This window comes from Propionivibrio sp. (genome assembly GCF_017995515.1).
Taxonomy (GTDB): domain Bacteria; phylum Pseudomonadota; class Gammaproteobacteria; order Burkholderiales; family Rhodocyclaceae; genus Propionivibrio.
Genome location: NZ_JAGOIT010000028.1, coordinates 21,790 through 36,997, shown reverse-complemented (window position 1 = coordinate 36,997; position 15,208 = coordinate 21,790). Strand labels below are relative to the sequence as shown.

Genomic DNA, 15,208 nt, shown 5'->3' with positions numbered 1-15,208 from the left:
CGCCAGATCGTCGATGGCGATTTCGCCGCTCAGGTCGACCGCGCCCTCGCCGAGAGCGGGCTGGCCCCCGCCGCCCTCGTCCTCGAAGTCACCGAGAGCCTCTACATGCGCGTCGAACCTGCCGTCAATGTGGAAAGCCTTCAATATCGATGATCTGAAAGCCGGAGTCTCCGGCCCGGAACCGCAATTCCTCGAGTTCCTGCGCAGCGCGCAAATGTCGTGTGCCGTGTATCGAAACCCCGCCGGCTCCAGAGACATGCTGGCGCCACGCCTCGAAGACGAGCTGAACGTGGTCATTGAAGGAAAGGCTCGCGTCCAGGTGGGCGATCACGAACGCGAGGTCGGACCGGGCGCAGTCCTCTTCGTCAGGGCGACGACCGAGCATTCGTTCTTTGACGTTACCGACGATCTGACGCTATTGGCGATCTTCGGCCCAGGCACGGCGTGACTATCCGGCGACGACGACCCGGTTCCGGCCCTCCATCTTGGCCTTGAGCAGGCCGGCGTCGGCGCGGTTGATGGTGTCGGAGAAACTCTCGCCGAGACGATACCGGGTCAGGCCGAAACTGGCCGTGACTCTTGCCGTGTCGTCTTCCGAAAACCGGAGTTGCACCTGCTCCATGCCGGTGCGGATGCGTTCGACGACTTGCATGGCCGATTCGATCGACGTTTCCGGCAGCAGGACGAGAAATTCCTCGCCGCCCCAACGCCCGCATACGTCGTATTCGCGCAGCGAGCGCTGAATCGCCTCGCTGATCGCGCACAGCGCCTTGTCGCCAGCTTCGTGCCCGAATTGGTCGTTGATCGACTTGAAGCGGTCCACGTCGAGGATGGCGAGGCCGTACGGCGTGCCTTTCCGGATCGCCCGTTCGGTCTCTTCGCGCAGGCGCTCCATCAGCGAACGCCGGTTGTCGAGGCCGGTGAGCGAATCGTGCAGCGCGCTGTCCCGGAGCGCTTCGCTGAGTTCGCGCAGGCTGTTCTGGTAGCGGTCCGAAATGCGGGCCAGTTTCTCGAGGCGGCGGAGCTGCTTGTCGTACTGTTCCGTAAGGCTCAGCGTCTGTCGGTGGCTGATCGAGTGGTAGCCGTCCGAGATGCGGACGAGCCGTTCGAGCCGCTCGCGCTGGCTTTCGCTGTGCTTGAAGAGGTCGTTCAGCGGCGTACGCAACGGGTTGTCCTGATGCGCCGGATCGGCGAGCAGGTGCCCGATCAGGGCGTGCAACCCGGCTTCGTCGATGTAATGCCTGGGGCCGCCAGTCATTGCGGCGCCGCGGCGATATCGAACGGGAACGAGCAGTCCTCGCGAAATTCGTCGGCCAGATCGAGCACGCGCTCGTTGCGCGGGTCGTAGTACCAGGCGACGCTGACCGCGCGCCCCCTGCCGTGCGCGTCTTCGAGCATGTCGAAGATGTCCATCATCGCCTTGACCGAACTGGTGTTCATATAGACGAGGCGAAGCTCGAGATGCAGCGCTTCGCTGCGCAGGCGCAGATAGTCTTCGATCCACTGGATGATCGGGTCGAAGAACTCGAAGGAGTTCTCCGGGTAGGAGTCGCCGTGCATGCGGAGGATGCCGGCATTCGTATCGGATTCGATGCCCGGCGTGGATTGGGATGATGCGATGTTCAGGTCGTTCATGTTGGCGGAGGTAAGTCGTGTCTCAAATAAAGGCGCACAGGCTGAAGAATGCGCGCTCCTCGTCGATCGGGGAGAGGTTGCCCTTGAGCGGCAGGCTGGATTTTCGGGCGACGTCGATCAGTCCGAGGCCGGCGCCGGTGGTCGCTGCGGCGTCGCGCGGCTGGCGCAGCTGCGTCTTGTAGGTGGCTTTCAATTGCGCCTTGTCCATCGACGCCAGCGCATCGACGCGCGCGAGCAAGGCCTCGCCATCGGCCGCTTCGACGATATTGCCCGCTTGCACGAGATAACGCTCCTCGGCATCGCGCGCCACGATCACCGTCGCCGCGCTTTCGAGATCGCCGTAACCCCGGCTTTGCGCGTAATGGCGGATGTTCTGCGTCATCTCGATATAGATGCTGAAGACGTCCATCGCCGCCGTCGGCTGGGCATTTTCGGCCTGCAGGTAGTTCTTCAGCGCGTTGCCGATCTCCTCGATCAGGCTGCGCGAAATCGGCCCGTTGAAGCAGAGCAGGATGCGGTTGCGGTTGAAGTGCGTCCGAAGGCTGAAGAGGTCGATGGTTTCCATGGCGGGAAGAGGGTTAGGCTTCGATTAGTCGAAACGGAAAGATAACACTGTGATGTCGTCGCGTTGCGGCAGTGAACCGCGATAACGCTCGAGTTCCTCGTCGAGCGCCCTCGCCTGTTCGGCCATCGGCAGGCGTGCGTGTGCGCGCAGGAGCCGGGCGAAGCGGCTGTTGCCAAAGCCGTAGCCCAGCTCGCCGCCAGCCTGATCGAGGAAACCATCGGTCGCCAGGTAATACGTCACGCCGGACAGCATGTCGATTTCCGTATCGACGTACTGGCCGACGCGGCGGTCGCCGATGGCGCGCCGGACGCCCTTGATCTCGCCGACCTGCTCGCCGTCGCTCCAGTACAGGCTGATCTTGGCGCCGGCGTAGCGAAGTTTCCGTTCGCGCTGATCGACGAAGGCGAGGCCGGCGTCCATGTTGGTCGCGATGCCACGCGGCAGATTGCAGCTGCTCAGCATGTCGCGCATCAAACGGTCGGTCTGCGTCAGGATGCCGGCCGGCGCGTCGATTCCCATCCGGACGATCGCCTGATCGAGCGCGGCGCGCGCCAGCATGGTCATCAAGGCGCCGGGGACGCCATGCCCGGCGCAGTCGATCACGCCGAGCACGTGCCGCTCGCCCTCGCTGCGGAAAATGTAGAAATCACCGCCCACGACGTCGCGCGGCCGCCACAGGGCAAAGTGACGCGGACCGAGCTGCTCGGCGAGCTGCTGGTTGGGCAGGATGGCGCGCTGGATCAGGCTCGCGTAGTCGATCGAATCGTTGATCTGCTTGTGCGCGTGGCGCATGTCGAGATTGGCTTGTTCAAGTGCCTGGGTTCGCGCCTTGACCAGCGTTTCGAGCTGTTCGGTATGCGCGCGGACCTGCCGCGCCATGAGGCCGAACGCTTCGCTGAGATCCCCGAGCTCATCGCGCGTAACGGGCGGCAGCGAGACGTCGAAATTGCCGTGCGCCATTTGCGAGGCGGACTGTTGCAGCTTTTTCAGCGGACGCAGGACCAGTCGCTCGACGGCGTAGCCAAATCCGGCGAGCAGCACGCCGACGAGCAGCACCACCGCGAGGATCGCCGTGTTGATCCAGCGGTCATCGAGCACATTGACTGCCGTCAGGTCGACCGCGGAGACCACGTACCACTTGAGTTCGGGGACGTAAGCCAGGGCCAGCAGTTGCTCGCGGCCGTCCAGCCGGACGTGCAGCGTCACGACCTCGTCGGGGTTGTTGATCGCCCGGATCATCGCGTTACCCAACTCGACGCGTTCCGGCCCGTCGCGCAAGAGGCCGGGCAGCGTCTGATCGGTCGCGGCGGCGCTCGCTGCCTGGTTGATCGCGATCAGCGCCTTGTTGCGATGCGCCTGGATGGCGCCCGACTGCGCGACGATCATCGGCGTGATGCCCGGCTCGTCGGTGTCGATGAATTCCTTGAGAAACGTGCTCAGGTCGATACCGGTACCGGCGATGCCGAGCACGCGATCACGCGCGCGGATCTGGATGTTCAGCCAGACCTGCGTGATGTCCAGGTGCGCGTCGTAATTGACGTTGATGTTGAAGATTTCCGGCTGGCGCAGCGTATTGAAAAACCACTGGTCGCTCGATTTTTCCGGGTCCAGCATGTAGCGCGGCTGGTCGCTGGACACCTTGTTGTCGTCGTTGAAATAGAAGCCCCTGCTGCGATTGCTGCAGAGGAAGTACGAGCGGCTGCTCAGGTCGTGGCGATAGGCTTCGGCTTCCTTGAAAAAGAGCGCCCGCAGCGCGGCGTCGTTCTCGCTGGCCAGCCATTGCCGGGTGATTTCCGAGTTCGCCAGTCGCTTTGCCAGCGCAAGGTCGCGCGAGATCGGCGCCAGGATGCGTTCGCGCTTCAGCTGCGTGAGATTGCGCGCATACGCCTCGCCGAAGTGATTGCGTACCCCTTCGAGAATGCGCCAGCCGATCAAGCCGGCAGTGGTAACGGCGAACAAACAGGCGAGGACGAGCGCGAGTATCGACTTGGCGCGAAGGCCGAATCCCAAGGTTGCCATCGTTGGTTTCGTTATTTTTGAGCCTTGTGATTCTACGTCGTTTTTGTAGCGTGCGCGTCAAGCGTCGACCGCCGCAGTACAATTGCCGACGATATGCAGTTTCGCCCGACCCCAACGACCTCCCGGAATGACTGATGGAACTTGAACGATTGCTCAGGACGCAGGGTTTTGGCAGTCGTTCCGAGTGCCGCGCCCTGGTCCATTCCGGCCGCGTGCGTGTCGCCGGTGAAGACTGCGACGATCCTCTTGCCGACTTCGATCCGGAAGGCTTCTCGTTCGCGGTCGACGGCGTCCCCTGGACGTTCCGGAAGAACGCCTACATCGCCTTGAACAAGCCGGCCAACTACGAGTGTTCGCACAAGCCGCGCTTCCACCCGAGCGTCTATGCCCTGCTTCCGCGCCCGCTGGTGACGCGCGGCGTGCAGGCGGTGGGGCGCCTTGACGAGGATACGACGGGCCTGTTGCTGATGTCGGACGACGGGCAATTCATTCATAAATGCACGTCGCCGAAGAAGATCGTCGCGAAGGTCTATGAGGCGACGACGAAGCACGACATCGACGACGCGCAGATCGCTGCGCTGCTCGACGGCGTCGTCCTGAACGATGAACCGTCGGCGATCGCGGCCGCCGCTTGCGAACGCATTTCGGATCGGCTGTTACGCCTGACGGTGACCGAGGGGAAGTATCATCAGGTCAAACGCATGGTGGCGGCGGCGAGTAATCGTGTCGAAGCGCTGCATCGCGTTTCGATCGGCGCCTACGTTCTGCCCGCGACGCTCAAGCCGGGCGAATGGACGTGGCTGACCGAGGAAGATCTTGCTTTGGCGCAGGTGAGTTCATCTGCCGCCTGACGAACGAAGACGAGGAGGCGACTATCGTGCAGACCGTTCTATTCATCATCCACGCGCCGGCCTACGGCAGCGAACGCATGTTGAGCGCGCTGCGTCTGGCGACGGCGATCGCAGCGCAGGAAATCGAGACCGTCGATCTGCGCCTGTTCATGATGTCCGACGCGGTGACCGTCGGCCTGCCCAACCAACCCGCTGCCAGCGCGGGCGGTGGCTTGCAACAGATGCTTATCGAATTGGTCGAGCACGGCGCGCAGATCAAGCTCTGCCGGACCTGCGCCCAGGCGCGCGGTATCGTCGATCTGGAACTGATTCCCGGCGTCGCCATCGGAACGCTGCCAGAGCTTGGCGAATGGACGCTGGCGGCCGACAAGGTCATCACCTTCTGAGAAGATGACACTCACCGAGCTTCGCTACATCGTCATGCTGGCGCGCGAGCGGCACTTCGGCCGCGCGGCGGAAAAGTGCCACGTCAGTCAGCCGACGCTGTCGGTCGCGCTGAAAAAGGTCGAACACAAGTACGGCGTGATCCTCTTTGAACGCACGCCGAGCGAGGTACGCCTGACGCCAACCGGCGAACAGATCGCCAGGCAGGCCGAGCGCGTGCTCGAGGAAGCCGGACGCCTGAAGGAAATCGCGCAGCAGGGCAAGGATCCGCTGATCGGTGCGCTGCGCCTCGGCGTCATCTACACCATCGCACCGTATCTGTTGCCGCGCCTGGTGCCGGCGCTGCACGCGCGCGCACCGCACATGCCGATGTATCTGCAGGAGAACTTTACGGTCAACCTGGGCGAACAATTGCGCCGCGGTGATCTCGACGCGATCATCGTCGCCCTGCCCTTTTCCGAGCCGGGCATCGTCTCGCGGCCGGTCTACGACGAACCGTTCTGCGTCGTCATGCCGATGCATCATCCAATGGCGAAGCAGGCGGCAATTCCGCCCGACCAGATCGCTGGCGAGAATCTGCTCCTCCTCGGTCAGGGCAACTGCTTCCGCGATCAGGTCGTGCAGGCCTGCCCGCACCTGTCGGAACCGGGTGGCGCTAACGGTGCGCTCGAAGGCAGCTCGCTCGAAACGGTTCGCCACATGGTCGCGAGCGGCGTCGGCATCTCGGTCGTGCCGATTTCCGCGGCAAAATCGTGGCCGCAGAATGGCTCGCTATTGCAATATCGCGACTTCACCCAGCCGGCTCCCTTCAGGCGCGTCGGAATCGCGTGGCGGGCTTCCTTCCCGCGTCCGCAGGCGATCGACGTTTTGCGCGCGGCGATCCTCGATGCGCCGCCACCGGGCGTCAGCGCCATCGCCTGAGCGTTGCGCGTCAGGCGGGGGCGACGTCACCTCGACGCCTATTGCGCGCTGCTTTTCTTGCTCGCGGTCTTGGCCGGAGCTTTCGCCTTGGGCTCGCGCTTCTCGAACTCGAAGCCGACCTTGCCGTCGGTGCCGCGAACGAGGAACGCCGAGAACTTGCGGCGCGTGCGCGACGAAACGAAGTCCTTGAGCAGATCGGTGCGCCCCGTCGCCAGCAGCTTCTGCATCTGCTCGGGTTCGACTGCCTGCTGCAGGATGACCTTGCCCGAGCGGAAGTCGCAGGTCTTTTCCGGTCCGACCGACTTCTCGCAGACGTAGGCCATGCCGTGCTCGAACACCTGCCCCGCACATTTTGGACAGGCCCCCAGGGATTGCTGCCCGGAGAAGTCGACGGCTTCCGCGCTGCCCTCTTCGCCGCCCGCTCCCTGACCGAAATCGAACTCGGGCTGGTTGTCCGCGTTCAGCTTGATGATCGCGTTGAACGGCCGCCCCATCTTGTTGCGGAAGCCGGTCAGCGGTCCGATCTTGCGTTCGGTCAGCAGGATCTCGATCTCCGACGCTTCGTACTGACGTCCGGCGACGATCTTCCAAAGCGCAAAGTCGCACGCCTGGCACTGGAACTTCTTGTAGGTTTCCTTGATCTTGCCGCCGCACTTCGGGCAAGGGGTTTCGAGTTCGCCAAAATCACCGGGAATGGTGTCGCTGTCGTAGCTCTTGGCACGGTCGACGATGTGCTGCGTCATCGCCGCGATTTCCTGCATGAACGCCTCGCGCGACATCTCGCCACGTTCCATGCGCGCCAGCTTCCATTCCCACTCGCCCGTCAGTTCGGGCGCGGTCAGCTCGCGAATGCCCAGGCCGTTGAGCAGGGTCATCAGCGAAAACGCCTTCGCGGTCGGCTGCAATTCGCGCCCCTCGCGGTGCAGATACTGTTCGCCGATCAGGTTCTCGATGATCTGCGCGCGCGTCGCCGGCGTGCCGAGGCCGCGTCCGGCCATCGCCGCCTTCAGTTCCTCGTCATCGACCATCTTGCCTGCGCCTTCCATGGCCGACAGCAGCGTCGCTTCGGAATAGCGCGCCGGCGGTCGCGTTTCGGTGGCGTTGAGGACGACCTCATCCGTATGCACGGTCTCCTTCGCGCCAACCGCGACCAGATTGCCTTCGTCGCCGGCCTGTCCCTCGCGCCCATAGACGGCCAGCCAGCCGGGATTGACCAGCACCTTGCCTTCCGTTTTGAACGGTTCGTCTTCGACGCGCGTGATGCGTGTCGTGACCATGTATTCGGCCGCAGGATAGAAGACAGCGAGGAAGCGCTTGACGACCATGTCGTAGAGCTTCTGCTCGGGCTCGGACAGGTGCTTGGGCGCCTGCAGCGTCGGGATGATGGCGAAGTGGTCGGAAATCTTGGCGTTGTTGAAGATGCGCTTGTTCGGGATGACCCAGTTGCGCGCCAGAATCTGGTGCGCGAACGGCGAGAACCGGGAGAGCAGCGATTCGTCGTGGCCTTTGCCGACACCCTCGCCGGTCAGCATCCTGAGCGTGTCCTTCACCGTACCGAGATAGTCCTCGGGCAGCGCGCGCGCGTCGGTCCGCGGATAGGTCAGCACCTTGTGTTTTTCGTACAGCGCCTGTGCCAGCCCCAAGGTGGCTTTTGCCGAAAAGCCGAAGCGGCTGTTCGCTTCGCGCTGCAGGCTGGTGAGGTCGTAAAGCAGGGGCGACAGCTGCGAAGAAGGCTTGGCTTCTTCAGTGACCACGCCCGGCTTGTTCGTGCATTTGCCTTGCAGCGCCTTGGCGCGGGCTTCGTCCCACAGACGGTCGGCGCGCAGGTGTTCGTCTTCCTCGCCCTTGCCCTTGGTGAAGTCCTCGTCGAACCACTTGCCGCGATACTCTCCGGCGGCACAGGAGAAGACGCCTTCCAGCTCCCAGTAGGGGCGCGGCTTGAAGCGGCGAATCTTGTCCTCGCGCTCGACGAGCAGCGCCAGCGTCGGCGTCTGCACGCGGCCGACCGTCGTCAGGTGGAAACCGCCAGTCTTCGAGTTGAACGCGGTCATCGCGCGCGTACCGTTGATGCCGACCAGCCAGTCCGATTCGGAACGGCAGACCGCCGCGTCGGCGAGGCCTTTCATTTCCGAGCCGTCGCGCAGTCCGGCGAAGCCGTCCCGGATCGCCTGTTGCGTCATCGACTGCAGCCACAGGCGCTGCACACCCTTGCCGCTCTTTGCGTGCTGCGCGATGTAGTTGAAGATCAGCTCACCTTCGCGGCCCGCGTCGCAGGCATTGACCAGCGTCGTCACGTCCTTGCGCTTGATCAGCTTGGTCAGCAGCTTGAGCCGCGATTCCGACTTCTCGATCGGCTTGAGCGCGAAGTGCGGCGGAATCACCGGCAAGTGGGCGAACGACCATTTCCCGCGTTTGACCTCGTACTCTTCGGGGCAGGCGAGTTCGAGCAGGTGACCAACCGCCGAGGAGAGGACGAAGTCGTCGCTCTCGAAGTAGTCGTCATGTTTTGTAAACCCGCCAAGGGCGCGCGCGATGTCGGCGGCAACCGAAGGTTTCTCTGCAATGATCAGCTTCTTGCTCATGGCGTGTTATGTGCCCGGGAAAAATGGCGAAAGTATATGACTTCAGGATGCTCGAATCGCACCATGCTGCAAACCATGATAAGAGCACTGGTCAGCGCTTGGCAAGCAGGATGGGTAGTAGCGACAGGGCGGGAAGTAAGGCAGGTACGAGTTGCGAATCAGTGCATCAATTCAGCGTCGGCGTCGTAGAGCAATTCCTCGACGATCAACGGTTCGAGATCCTCCTCCCTGCTCCAGAGCACCATCAGCACAATGACCTTGAACTTGTCCAGAGGGATGGAATCGTCGTCGAGCATCATCGCGTACTCGATCACCAATTCGCGGAGATGCGGTGAAATGACACCCGTGGTCTCGAGGAACATGATGAAACTCAAGCATTCGGCGCCGAGCCGATACTGTTCCTCTGCAGTGTATATGCGCTGTGCAAGCGGACTGCATGTCCATTCAGCGCGTTGGGTGTTCTTGAGGCCGTTCAGCCAGACCAGCGCGAGCGAGATGTCTTCATCTTCAAATCCGATGTCGCTGAGCTTGCGGGCCAAGGCGTCCGGTTTGGGGTGAGCCGACAAATCCTGATAGTTTTCGAAGAGGTAAACGAGGATATCAATCATGTGAAGCGGGGAGTCTTTACGTGTGCGCGAGCCTTTGGTAGCGGCCGCCAGGCAGGCTGGCGACATGTCCATCGAGCTCCAAGTGCAGCAGCATCACGGAAAGCGTATCGGCCGTCAAGCCGCTCCGTCCGGCGAGATCGTCGAGTCCGCACGGATCGAAACCCATGTGCGCGAGCAGATCGTTGTGCCCGGCCGCGCCCACCGCTTGCTCCGCACGCGGCACAGCGGGTTCGGCGAGGCGACCCCAGCTCAACTCTTCAAGCACGTCCTGCGCGGTCTCGACGAGCTTGGCGCCCTGCTTGATCAGCTTGTGACAGCCGCGTGACTGCGGCGAGTGAATCGAGCCCGGGATGGCGAAAACCTCGCGTCCCTGTTCGCCGGCGAGACGCGCCGTAATCAGTGAGCCGCTTTCGATCGCCGCTTCGACGACCAGAACCCCTTGCGACAATCCCGAGATCAGGCGATTGCGCTTGGGAAAGTTGAACGCCGTGACCGTCGTGCCGAGCGGAAATTCCGAGACGATCGTTCCCTTGGCGCCAATCTCCAGCGCCAGGTCCTTGTTGCGCGCGGGGTAAATACGATCGATCCCGGTACCGATGAAAGCGATCGTGTCGCCGCCGGCTGCCAGTGCGCCGCGATGCGCTGCGGCGTCGATGCCGAGCGCGAGTCCGCTGGCGACGACGAGGCCGGCGTCGGCAAATGCGGCAGCGAAACGTTCCGCATTCTGTACGCCCTGCGGCGTCGGGTTGCGGCTGCCGACCATGGCCAGCGCCGGTCGGTTGAGCAGGTCGAGGCGGCCGCGGACGTAGATCAGTGTCGGCGGGTCGGCAATCTCGAGCAGTGCCTGTGGATACTCAGGGTCGGCAATGGTGACGATGTGCTGGTTGTCGCCCGTTGCCCAGTCGCATGCGGTCTGTACGATCGCGGCGTTATCCGTCCCCAGCAAAGTTGTGGCGAGGCGGTCGCCGATGATTTCGCGCAAGTCGCCATGCGCGGCCGAGAAGATTGCCTCGGGCAGTCCGAACGCCCGGAGCAGCTTGCGTTGCGTTTCGCCGCCAATTCCGGGCGTGAGCGTTAATCTCAGCCAGTCGCCCAGCGACTCGGTCGAGGCCATCGCTCAGGGCGTGCGCACGAAGTCATTGACTTCGACGGTCCCCTCCGACTGCACCACCAGCGCATACGAGATGCGGTCGAACGTGCGGAAGACGAAAACGAGGCCGGTGCGTTCCGCCGGGACCTTGACGTTGATCTTCTGGTCGTTTTCGTCACGCTGGGTCACGGTACGATTTCTCTCCAGGGCGAGCACATGACCAATCTCCAGGCCGTCCTGGTTACCCAGATTCAGCGAGATGATCGAGCCGCGTCCGGCTGAACCGACGCCGCCGTAGATCGATACGACACGGCCGTCGACCGGCGTGTCGGGTTTGTGCGGGACGTAATGGACCATCGCCGGTTTGGCGGCCGGAACCAGACGGTCTCCGCGACCGATTTCCTGCGTTGCCGAGGTGATTTCGAACGTGGCGGGTTGGCCCGGCCGGGTCTGTGTCGCTGCTCCGAGATAAAACGCCTCGTAGCCGAGGATGCGGGTTTCGTCGGACGGGTCGCGCAGGGGCTTGCCGTTGCGGTAGACCTGCCAGTGCTCCTGTTTCGGGTCGGCGTCGTCGACGTAGGCGACGCTGCCCTCGCCGAGGAACACGCGGTCCTGCTGCGTGGCGACGATCCGCGCTGCCTTGTCGAGCTCGTTGGCCTCGATGACGAGCGGCTGCGAAATGAAAGGTTCGATGACGTTGGGCGGGATCGGTGGGATCGCCGTTTCATTCTTCTCGGAATAGATCTGCGGACGCAGCTTGCCGTCGCCACTCATTCCTTTCCTTACGCGGAGCACCGGGTTGCCGTTTTCGTCGCGCTCCAGGGCGATGACGTCTCCCGGGTAGATGCGATGCGGGTTCTTGATCTGATCGCGGTTCATGCGCCAGATTTCCGGCCAGCGCCAGGGTTCCTTGAGAAACTGCGCGGAAATTCCCCAGAGCGTGTCGCCGGGGACGACAACATGCTCAACCGGTGCTTTATCGGCCAGCTGGATGGGGTGTCCGGAAGCGCCGCAAAGCGTAGCAGCCAAGGCCAGGACAAGCGCGGATAAAGTGCGGATCATCGTGTTATCCTCATACGAGCGGTCGGCAACGTCGGTGAGTGCCTGCAGGAAGCCAGTGATCCGGACCGTGGAAACTTCCGAACTTCCGAGTCTGACTTTTCGACCGTTCCCTGCGTCGTACTAGCCGTTGCCGACATCGCGTACTATGCGCAAATAATGCGCGTTATTTTCAAGACGTTGCGTTGGATTCTGCACGTAATTACTTATTCGATCAAGCTTTTTATGCCTCTATTGCCCATCCTCCGCTATCCCGATCCGCGCCTTAAAAAAGTCGCAAAACGCGTCGAGAAATTTGACGACAGCATTCGCCGGCTGGCGGCCGACATGGCCGAGACGATGTACGAGGCACCGGGCATCGGGCTGGCGGCGACGCAAGTCGATGTGCATCTGCGCGTCATCGTCATCGACGTTTCGGAGACACGCGATCAGCTGCTGGTTCTGGTCAATCCGGAACTGGTCGAAAGCGACGGGCTGCAGGTGTGCGAAGAAGGCTGCCTCTCGGTGCCGGGCATTTATGACAAGGTCGAGCGCGCCGAGTACGTGACCGTCCGCTACTTCGACGCGGAAGGGCAGGAGCAAAGCATCGAGGCCGATGGCCTGCTGGCCGTTTGCCTGCAACACGAGATGGATCACCTCGACGGCCGCGTTTTCGTCGAGCACCTCTCGCAGCTCAAGCAATCGCGCATCAAGGCCAAGCTGGCCAAGCAGTCGCGGATCACGGCATGAGGTTGATCTTCGCCGGTACGCCGGAATTCGCCGCGCAGGCGCTCGACGCCATCATCGCCGCCGGGCACGAGGTGGCGCTGGTGCTCACGCAGCCGGATCGCCCGTCCGGGCGCGGCATGGCGCTGCGTGCTTCACCGGTCAAGGAGCGCGCGCTGATTGCCGGAATCGACGTCTTCCAGCCACCGACCTTGCGTGACGCAGCCGCGCAGGATCGAGTTCGTGCCGTCGGTGCGGACGCGATGGTCGTTGCCGCCTATGGCCTGATTCTGCCGCAGGCTGTCCTCGACCTGCCGCGCTTCGGCTGCATCAATATCCACGCTTCGCTCTTGCCGCGCTGGCGTGGTGCGGCGCCGATCCAGCGGGCGATCCTCGCCGGTGACGCCGAGACCGGCGTCTGCATCATGCAGATGGAGGCCGGGCTGGACACCGGACCGGTGTTGATTTCCGGAAAATTGCCGATTACCTACGACGATACGGCGGCGACCTTGCACGACAAGCTGGCCGCGCTCGGTGCCGAGCTGGTCGTCGACGTGCTGGCCAGGCTGCCGCTCGCGCCCTGCCCGCAACCCGATGCCGGCATCACCTACGCGGCCAAGATCGAGAAGGGCGAAGCACCGCTCGACTGGCGCCTTCCGGCGATTCAACTGGCGCGCCAGGTACGCGCCTTCAATCCGTTTCCCGGCGCCTTGGCGAGCTTTCAGGGCAACGCGATCAAGGTATGGGGGACGCGCTTGAGCGACGCGAGCGGAGCGCCGGGAACGATCCTGGCGGCCGACAAGAACGGCATCGTCGTCGCTTGCGGCGAAGGCGCGCTCTGTCTGCTCGAACTGCAAAAGGCAGGCGGCAAACGTCTGCCGGCCGCCCAGTTCCTGGCCGGAATGCCGCTGGCAGCGGGCGCGGTTTTCGACCTTCCTGCTTGATTTTCAACGCCTGCGCCCAATCTTCGCGTTAGTTCGGCAGACGATCTGCCGTGAATCGACACGGCCGCGCGCAAGCGCGGGCTACAAGGAGGTGTGGAAATGTTCGGCAACTGGTTGAAGACATCGCTGCTGATGGCGGCGATCATGGCGCTTTTCGGCGTGATCGGGACGTACATCGGCGGCGCCTCGGGCATGGTCATGGCGCTGCTCTTCGGCGGCGCGATGAACCTCTTTGCTTACTGGTTCTCCGATTCGATGGTGCTCAAGATGTACAACGCGCAGGAGGTCGACGAGACCTCGGCGCCGCAGTTCTACGCCATGGTGCGCGAACTCGCGCAACGCGCCGGACTGCCGATGCCGCGCGTCTATTTGATCGACGAGGCGCAGCCCAACGCCTTCGCCACCGGGCGCAATCCCGAGCACGCCGCCGTCGCCGCGACGACGGGCATCCTGCGCATGCTCTCGGCGCGCGAGATTCGCGGCGTGATGGCGCATGAGCTGGCGCACGTGCGGCATCGCGACATCCTGATCTCCACGATTTCGGCGACCATGGCCGGGGCGATCTCGGCGCTCGCCAACTTCGCCATGTTCTTCGGCGGACGCGACGAGGAAGGCCGTCCGGCCAATCCGATCGCCGGTCTGGCGGTCGCCCTCTTGGCACCGCTCGCGGCATCCCTGATCCAGATGGCCATCTCGCGCTCGCGTGAGTTCGAGGCCGACCGGGGTGGCGCCGAGATCTGCGGCGATCCGGATGCACTGGCCGATGCGCTGATCAAGATCGATTCCTATGCGCGCGGCATCCCGATGCCGACGGCCGAGGCACATCCGGCGACGGCGCAGATGATGATCATGAACCCGCTCTCGGGCGGCGGCATCGCCAGCCTGTTCAGCACGCACCCGGCGACCGAGGAGCGCGTCGCGCGCCTGCGCGAACTGGCACGCGCCTGACCGAAACGATTTACGGCAGCCTGCGCAGCACACCGGCCAGACGGTGGCCGGCGCTGACGATGCGCTGGTTGGCGAGTTCGTGGGCGCGCTCGTAGAACGGCTTGCCGACCCGCTGCTGGCGGGCGTAATCGGCGGGAAAGCCGTCTTGCCCGGCGATCTGCCAGCTTTCTTCTATCCACTGTGCCGGGCTCGACGGCGCCGGCTTCGGGTACCTTGCAGCGAGCGCCCGGCACGCCGAGTCGAGCTTGTTTCCGGACAGGTTCGACGCACCGGGAAGATCGTCCCACAGGGCGTGCAGGCTGACGATCCGCCGACGCGGCGCCGACGGATTCAGTCGCTTGGGATCGTCGAGCGGCGCCAGCCAGGCGGCCTCCGCGTTGACCACGTGCAGCGGCTGATGCGCGTCGGCGACGAGATGGATGAGCCAGGGCAAGGCGTAGACCTTCGCGTTGAACGCGGTCGCCGAGGCACCGTGAGCGGTGAGTGTGCGCGTCAGAGTCACAAGTCGCCGGGCGAGTTGTCCGCGCGCCTCGTCGTCATCTGTTGCTCTCACCTGATCGGGGAGCGGACGATTCACGTAATGCCAGTCGCCGTGGCTCTCCATGTCCGGGAATCCCGGCAGCAATCGTGTGGCCGGCTCGTCGGCGGCATGGAAGCGCGGGTCATGGCGGATGCGGTCGGCCCAGGTCGAGGCTTCGATGAACGCCGTGCGGTCAATTGCATCGCCCTTGGCCTTGCGTGTCCAGTGCGCGTAGTCCGGATGCGCGCGCAAGAGCATGCCGACTTTCTCGCGGCTCGCCGGCGGCAACTGCTCCCACGCGATGCACGCCGAAAGGCGGTGCCCGGTGAAGTTCCAGGCCGAAGCCGATAGCGGCAGAAAGCCGGCGAGCATGGCTG

The 15,208-nt window shown here is 63.6% G+C and carries 16 protein-coding genes; 7 read left to right on the top strand and 9 right to left on the bottom strand.

The genetic code is table 11. The annotated features are described in order from the left end of the window. Positions 1-127 precede the first annotated feature (127 nt). Positions 128-448, top strand: coding sequence for a cupin domain-containing protein (locus KBA32_RS06630; protein WP_294356731.1), 321 nt, complete (start codon positions 128-130; stop codon positions 446-448). Here the strand turns inward: KBA32_RS06630 and siaD are convergent, their stop codons facing one another. Genes siaD through siaA form a run of 4 tightly spaced genes read right to left on the bottom strand, consistent with a single transcriptional unit; the run spans position 449 to position 4,219 of the window. After that, positions 449-1,258, bottom strand: coding sequence for a biofilm regulation diguanylate cyclase SiaD (siaD, locus tag KBA32_RS06625; protein ID WP_294356729.1), 810 nt, complete (start codon positions 1,256-1,258; stop codon positions 449-451). Further along, positions 1,255-1,635, bottom strand: a complete 381-nt coding sequence (gene siaC, locus KBA32_RS06620) for a biofilm regulation phosphoprotein SiaC (RefSeq protein WP_294356727.1) — start codon at positions 1,633-1,635, stop codon at positions 1,255-1,257. The genes siaD and siaC overlap by 4 nt, the downstream gene beginning before the upstream one ends. A gap of 22 nt (positions 1,636-1,657) precedes the next feature. Continuing rightward, positions 1,658-2,200: a biofilm regulation protein kinase SiaB gene (gene siaB, locus KBA32_RS06615; RefSeq protein ID WP_294356724.1), complete on the bottom strand. Its 543-nt coding sequence runs from the start codon at positions 2,198-2,200 to the stop codon at positions 1,658-1,660. 24 nt (positions 2,201-2,224) lie between these two features. Continuing rightward, on the bottom strand, positions 2,225-4,219 hold the full coding sequence (gene siaA / locus KBA32_RS06610) for a biofilm regulation protein phosphatase SiaA (protein ID WP_294356722.1): 1,995 nt from the start codon (positions 4,217-4,219) through the stop codon (positions 2,225-2,227). Between the two features lie 134 nt (positions 4,220-4,353). Between siaA and KBA32_RS06605 the strand changes: the two genes are divergently transcribed. From KBA32_RS06605 to KBA32_RS06595, 3 genes are read left to right on the top strand one after another with little or no spacing between them, the layout of a single operon-like run. After that, positions 4,354-5,070: a 16S rRNA pseudouridine(516) synthase gene (locus KBA32_RS06605; protein WP_294356721.1), complete on the top strand. Its 717-nt coding sequence runs from the start codon at positions 4,354-4,356 to the stop codon at positions 5,068-5,070. A 26-nt stretch (positions 5,071-5,096) separates the two neighbouring features. Beyond that, positions 5,097-5,456 (top strand): DsrE/DsrF/TusD sulfur relay family protein, encoded by a 360-nt coding sequence (locus tag KBA32_RS06600; RefSeq protein ID WP_294356719.1) that lies wholly within the window; start codon positions 5,097-5,099, stop codon positions 5,454-5,456. Positions 5,457-5,460: 4 nt separating this feature from the next. After that, a complete protein-coding gene (locus KBA32_RS06595) occupies positions 5,461-6,375 on the top strand; it encodes a hydrogen peroxide-inducible genes activator (RefSeq protein ID WP_294356718.1) in 915 nt (304 codons plus the stop codon). Between the two features lie 38 nt (positions 6,376-6,413). Here KBA32_RS06595 and KBA32_RS06590 read toward each other — a convergent pair whose 3' ends face one another. The 4 genes from KBA32_RS06590 to KBA32_RS06575 form a co-directional block, all read right to left on the bottom strand. Beyond that, positions 6,414-8,957 carry a DNA topoisomerase III gene (locus tag KBA32_RS06590; protein ID WP_294356716.1) on the bottom strand — a complete coding sequence of 848 codons (2,544 nt, stop codon included), beginning with the start codon at positions 8,955-8,957 and terminating at the stop codon, positions 6,414-6,416. 158 nt (positions 8,958-9,115) lie between these two features. Further along, positions 9,116-9,637, bottom strand: a complete 522-nt coding sequence (locus KBA32_RS06585; RefSeq protein ID WP_367113755.1) for a DUF494 family protein — start codon at positions 9,635-9,637, stop codon at positions 9,116-9,118. Beyond that, positions 9,582-10,679 (bottom strand): DNA-processing protein DprA, encoded by a 1,098-nt coding sequence (gene dprA, locus KBA32_RS06580; protein ID WP_294356713.1) that lies wholly within the window; start codon positions 10,677-10,679, stop codon positions 9,582-9,584. Before dprA ends, KBA32_RS06585 begins: the two co-directional genes overlap by 56 nt. A 3-nt stretch (positions 10,680-10,682) precedes the next feature. Beyond that, complete coding sequence (locus tag KBA32_RS06575; protein ID WP_294356711.1) at positions 10,683-11,717, bottom strand: LysM peptidoglycan-binding domain-containing protein; 1,035 nt, start codon at positions 11,715-11,717, stop codon at positions 10,683-10,685. 222 nt (positions 11,718-11,939) lie between these two features. Here KBA32_RS06575 and def point away from each other — a divergent pair, with 222 nt between their 5' ends. The 3 genes from def to htpX all read left to right on the top strand — a co-directional run bounded on the left by def (position 11,940) and on the right by htpX (position 14,311). Continuing rightward, the gene (gene def / locus KBA32_RS06570; protein WP_294356709.1) at positions 11,940-12,443 is read left to right on the top strand and encodes a peptide deformylase; all 504 of its coding nucleotides are present in this window, start codon (positions 11,940-11,942) and stop codon (positions 12,441-12,443) included. Next, entirely contained in the window at positions 12,440-13,363 is a 924-nt protein-coding gene (gene fmt, locus KBA32_RS06565; protein ID WP_294356707.1) for a methionyl-tRNA formyltransferase, read from the top strand. Before def ends, fmt begins: the two co-directional genes overlap by 4 nt. 99 nt (positions 13,364-13,462) lie before the next feature. Next, entirely contained in the window at positions 13,463-14,311 is an 849-nt protein-coding gene (gene htpX, locus KBA32_RS06560; protein ID WP_294356705.1) for a zinc metalloprotease HtpX, read from the top strand. 10 nt (positions 14,312-14,321) lie between these two features. Here htpX and KBA32_RS06555 read toward each other — a convergent pair whose 3' ends face one another. After that, on the bottom strand, positions 14,322-15,203 hold the full coding sequence (locus KBA32_RS06555; protein WP_294356703.1) for a S1/P1 nuclease: 882 nt from the start codon (positions 15,201-15,203) through the stop codon (positions 14,322-14,324). Between the last annotated feature and the right edge of the window lie 5 nt (positions 15,204-15,208).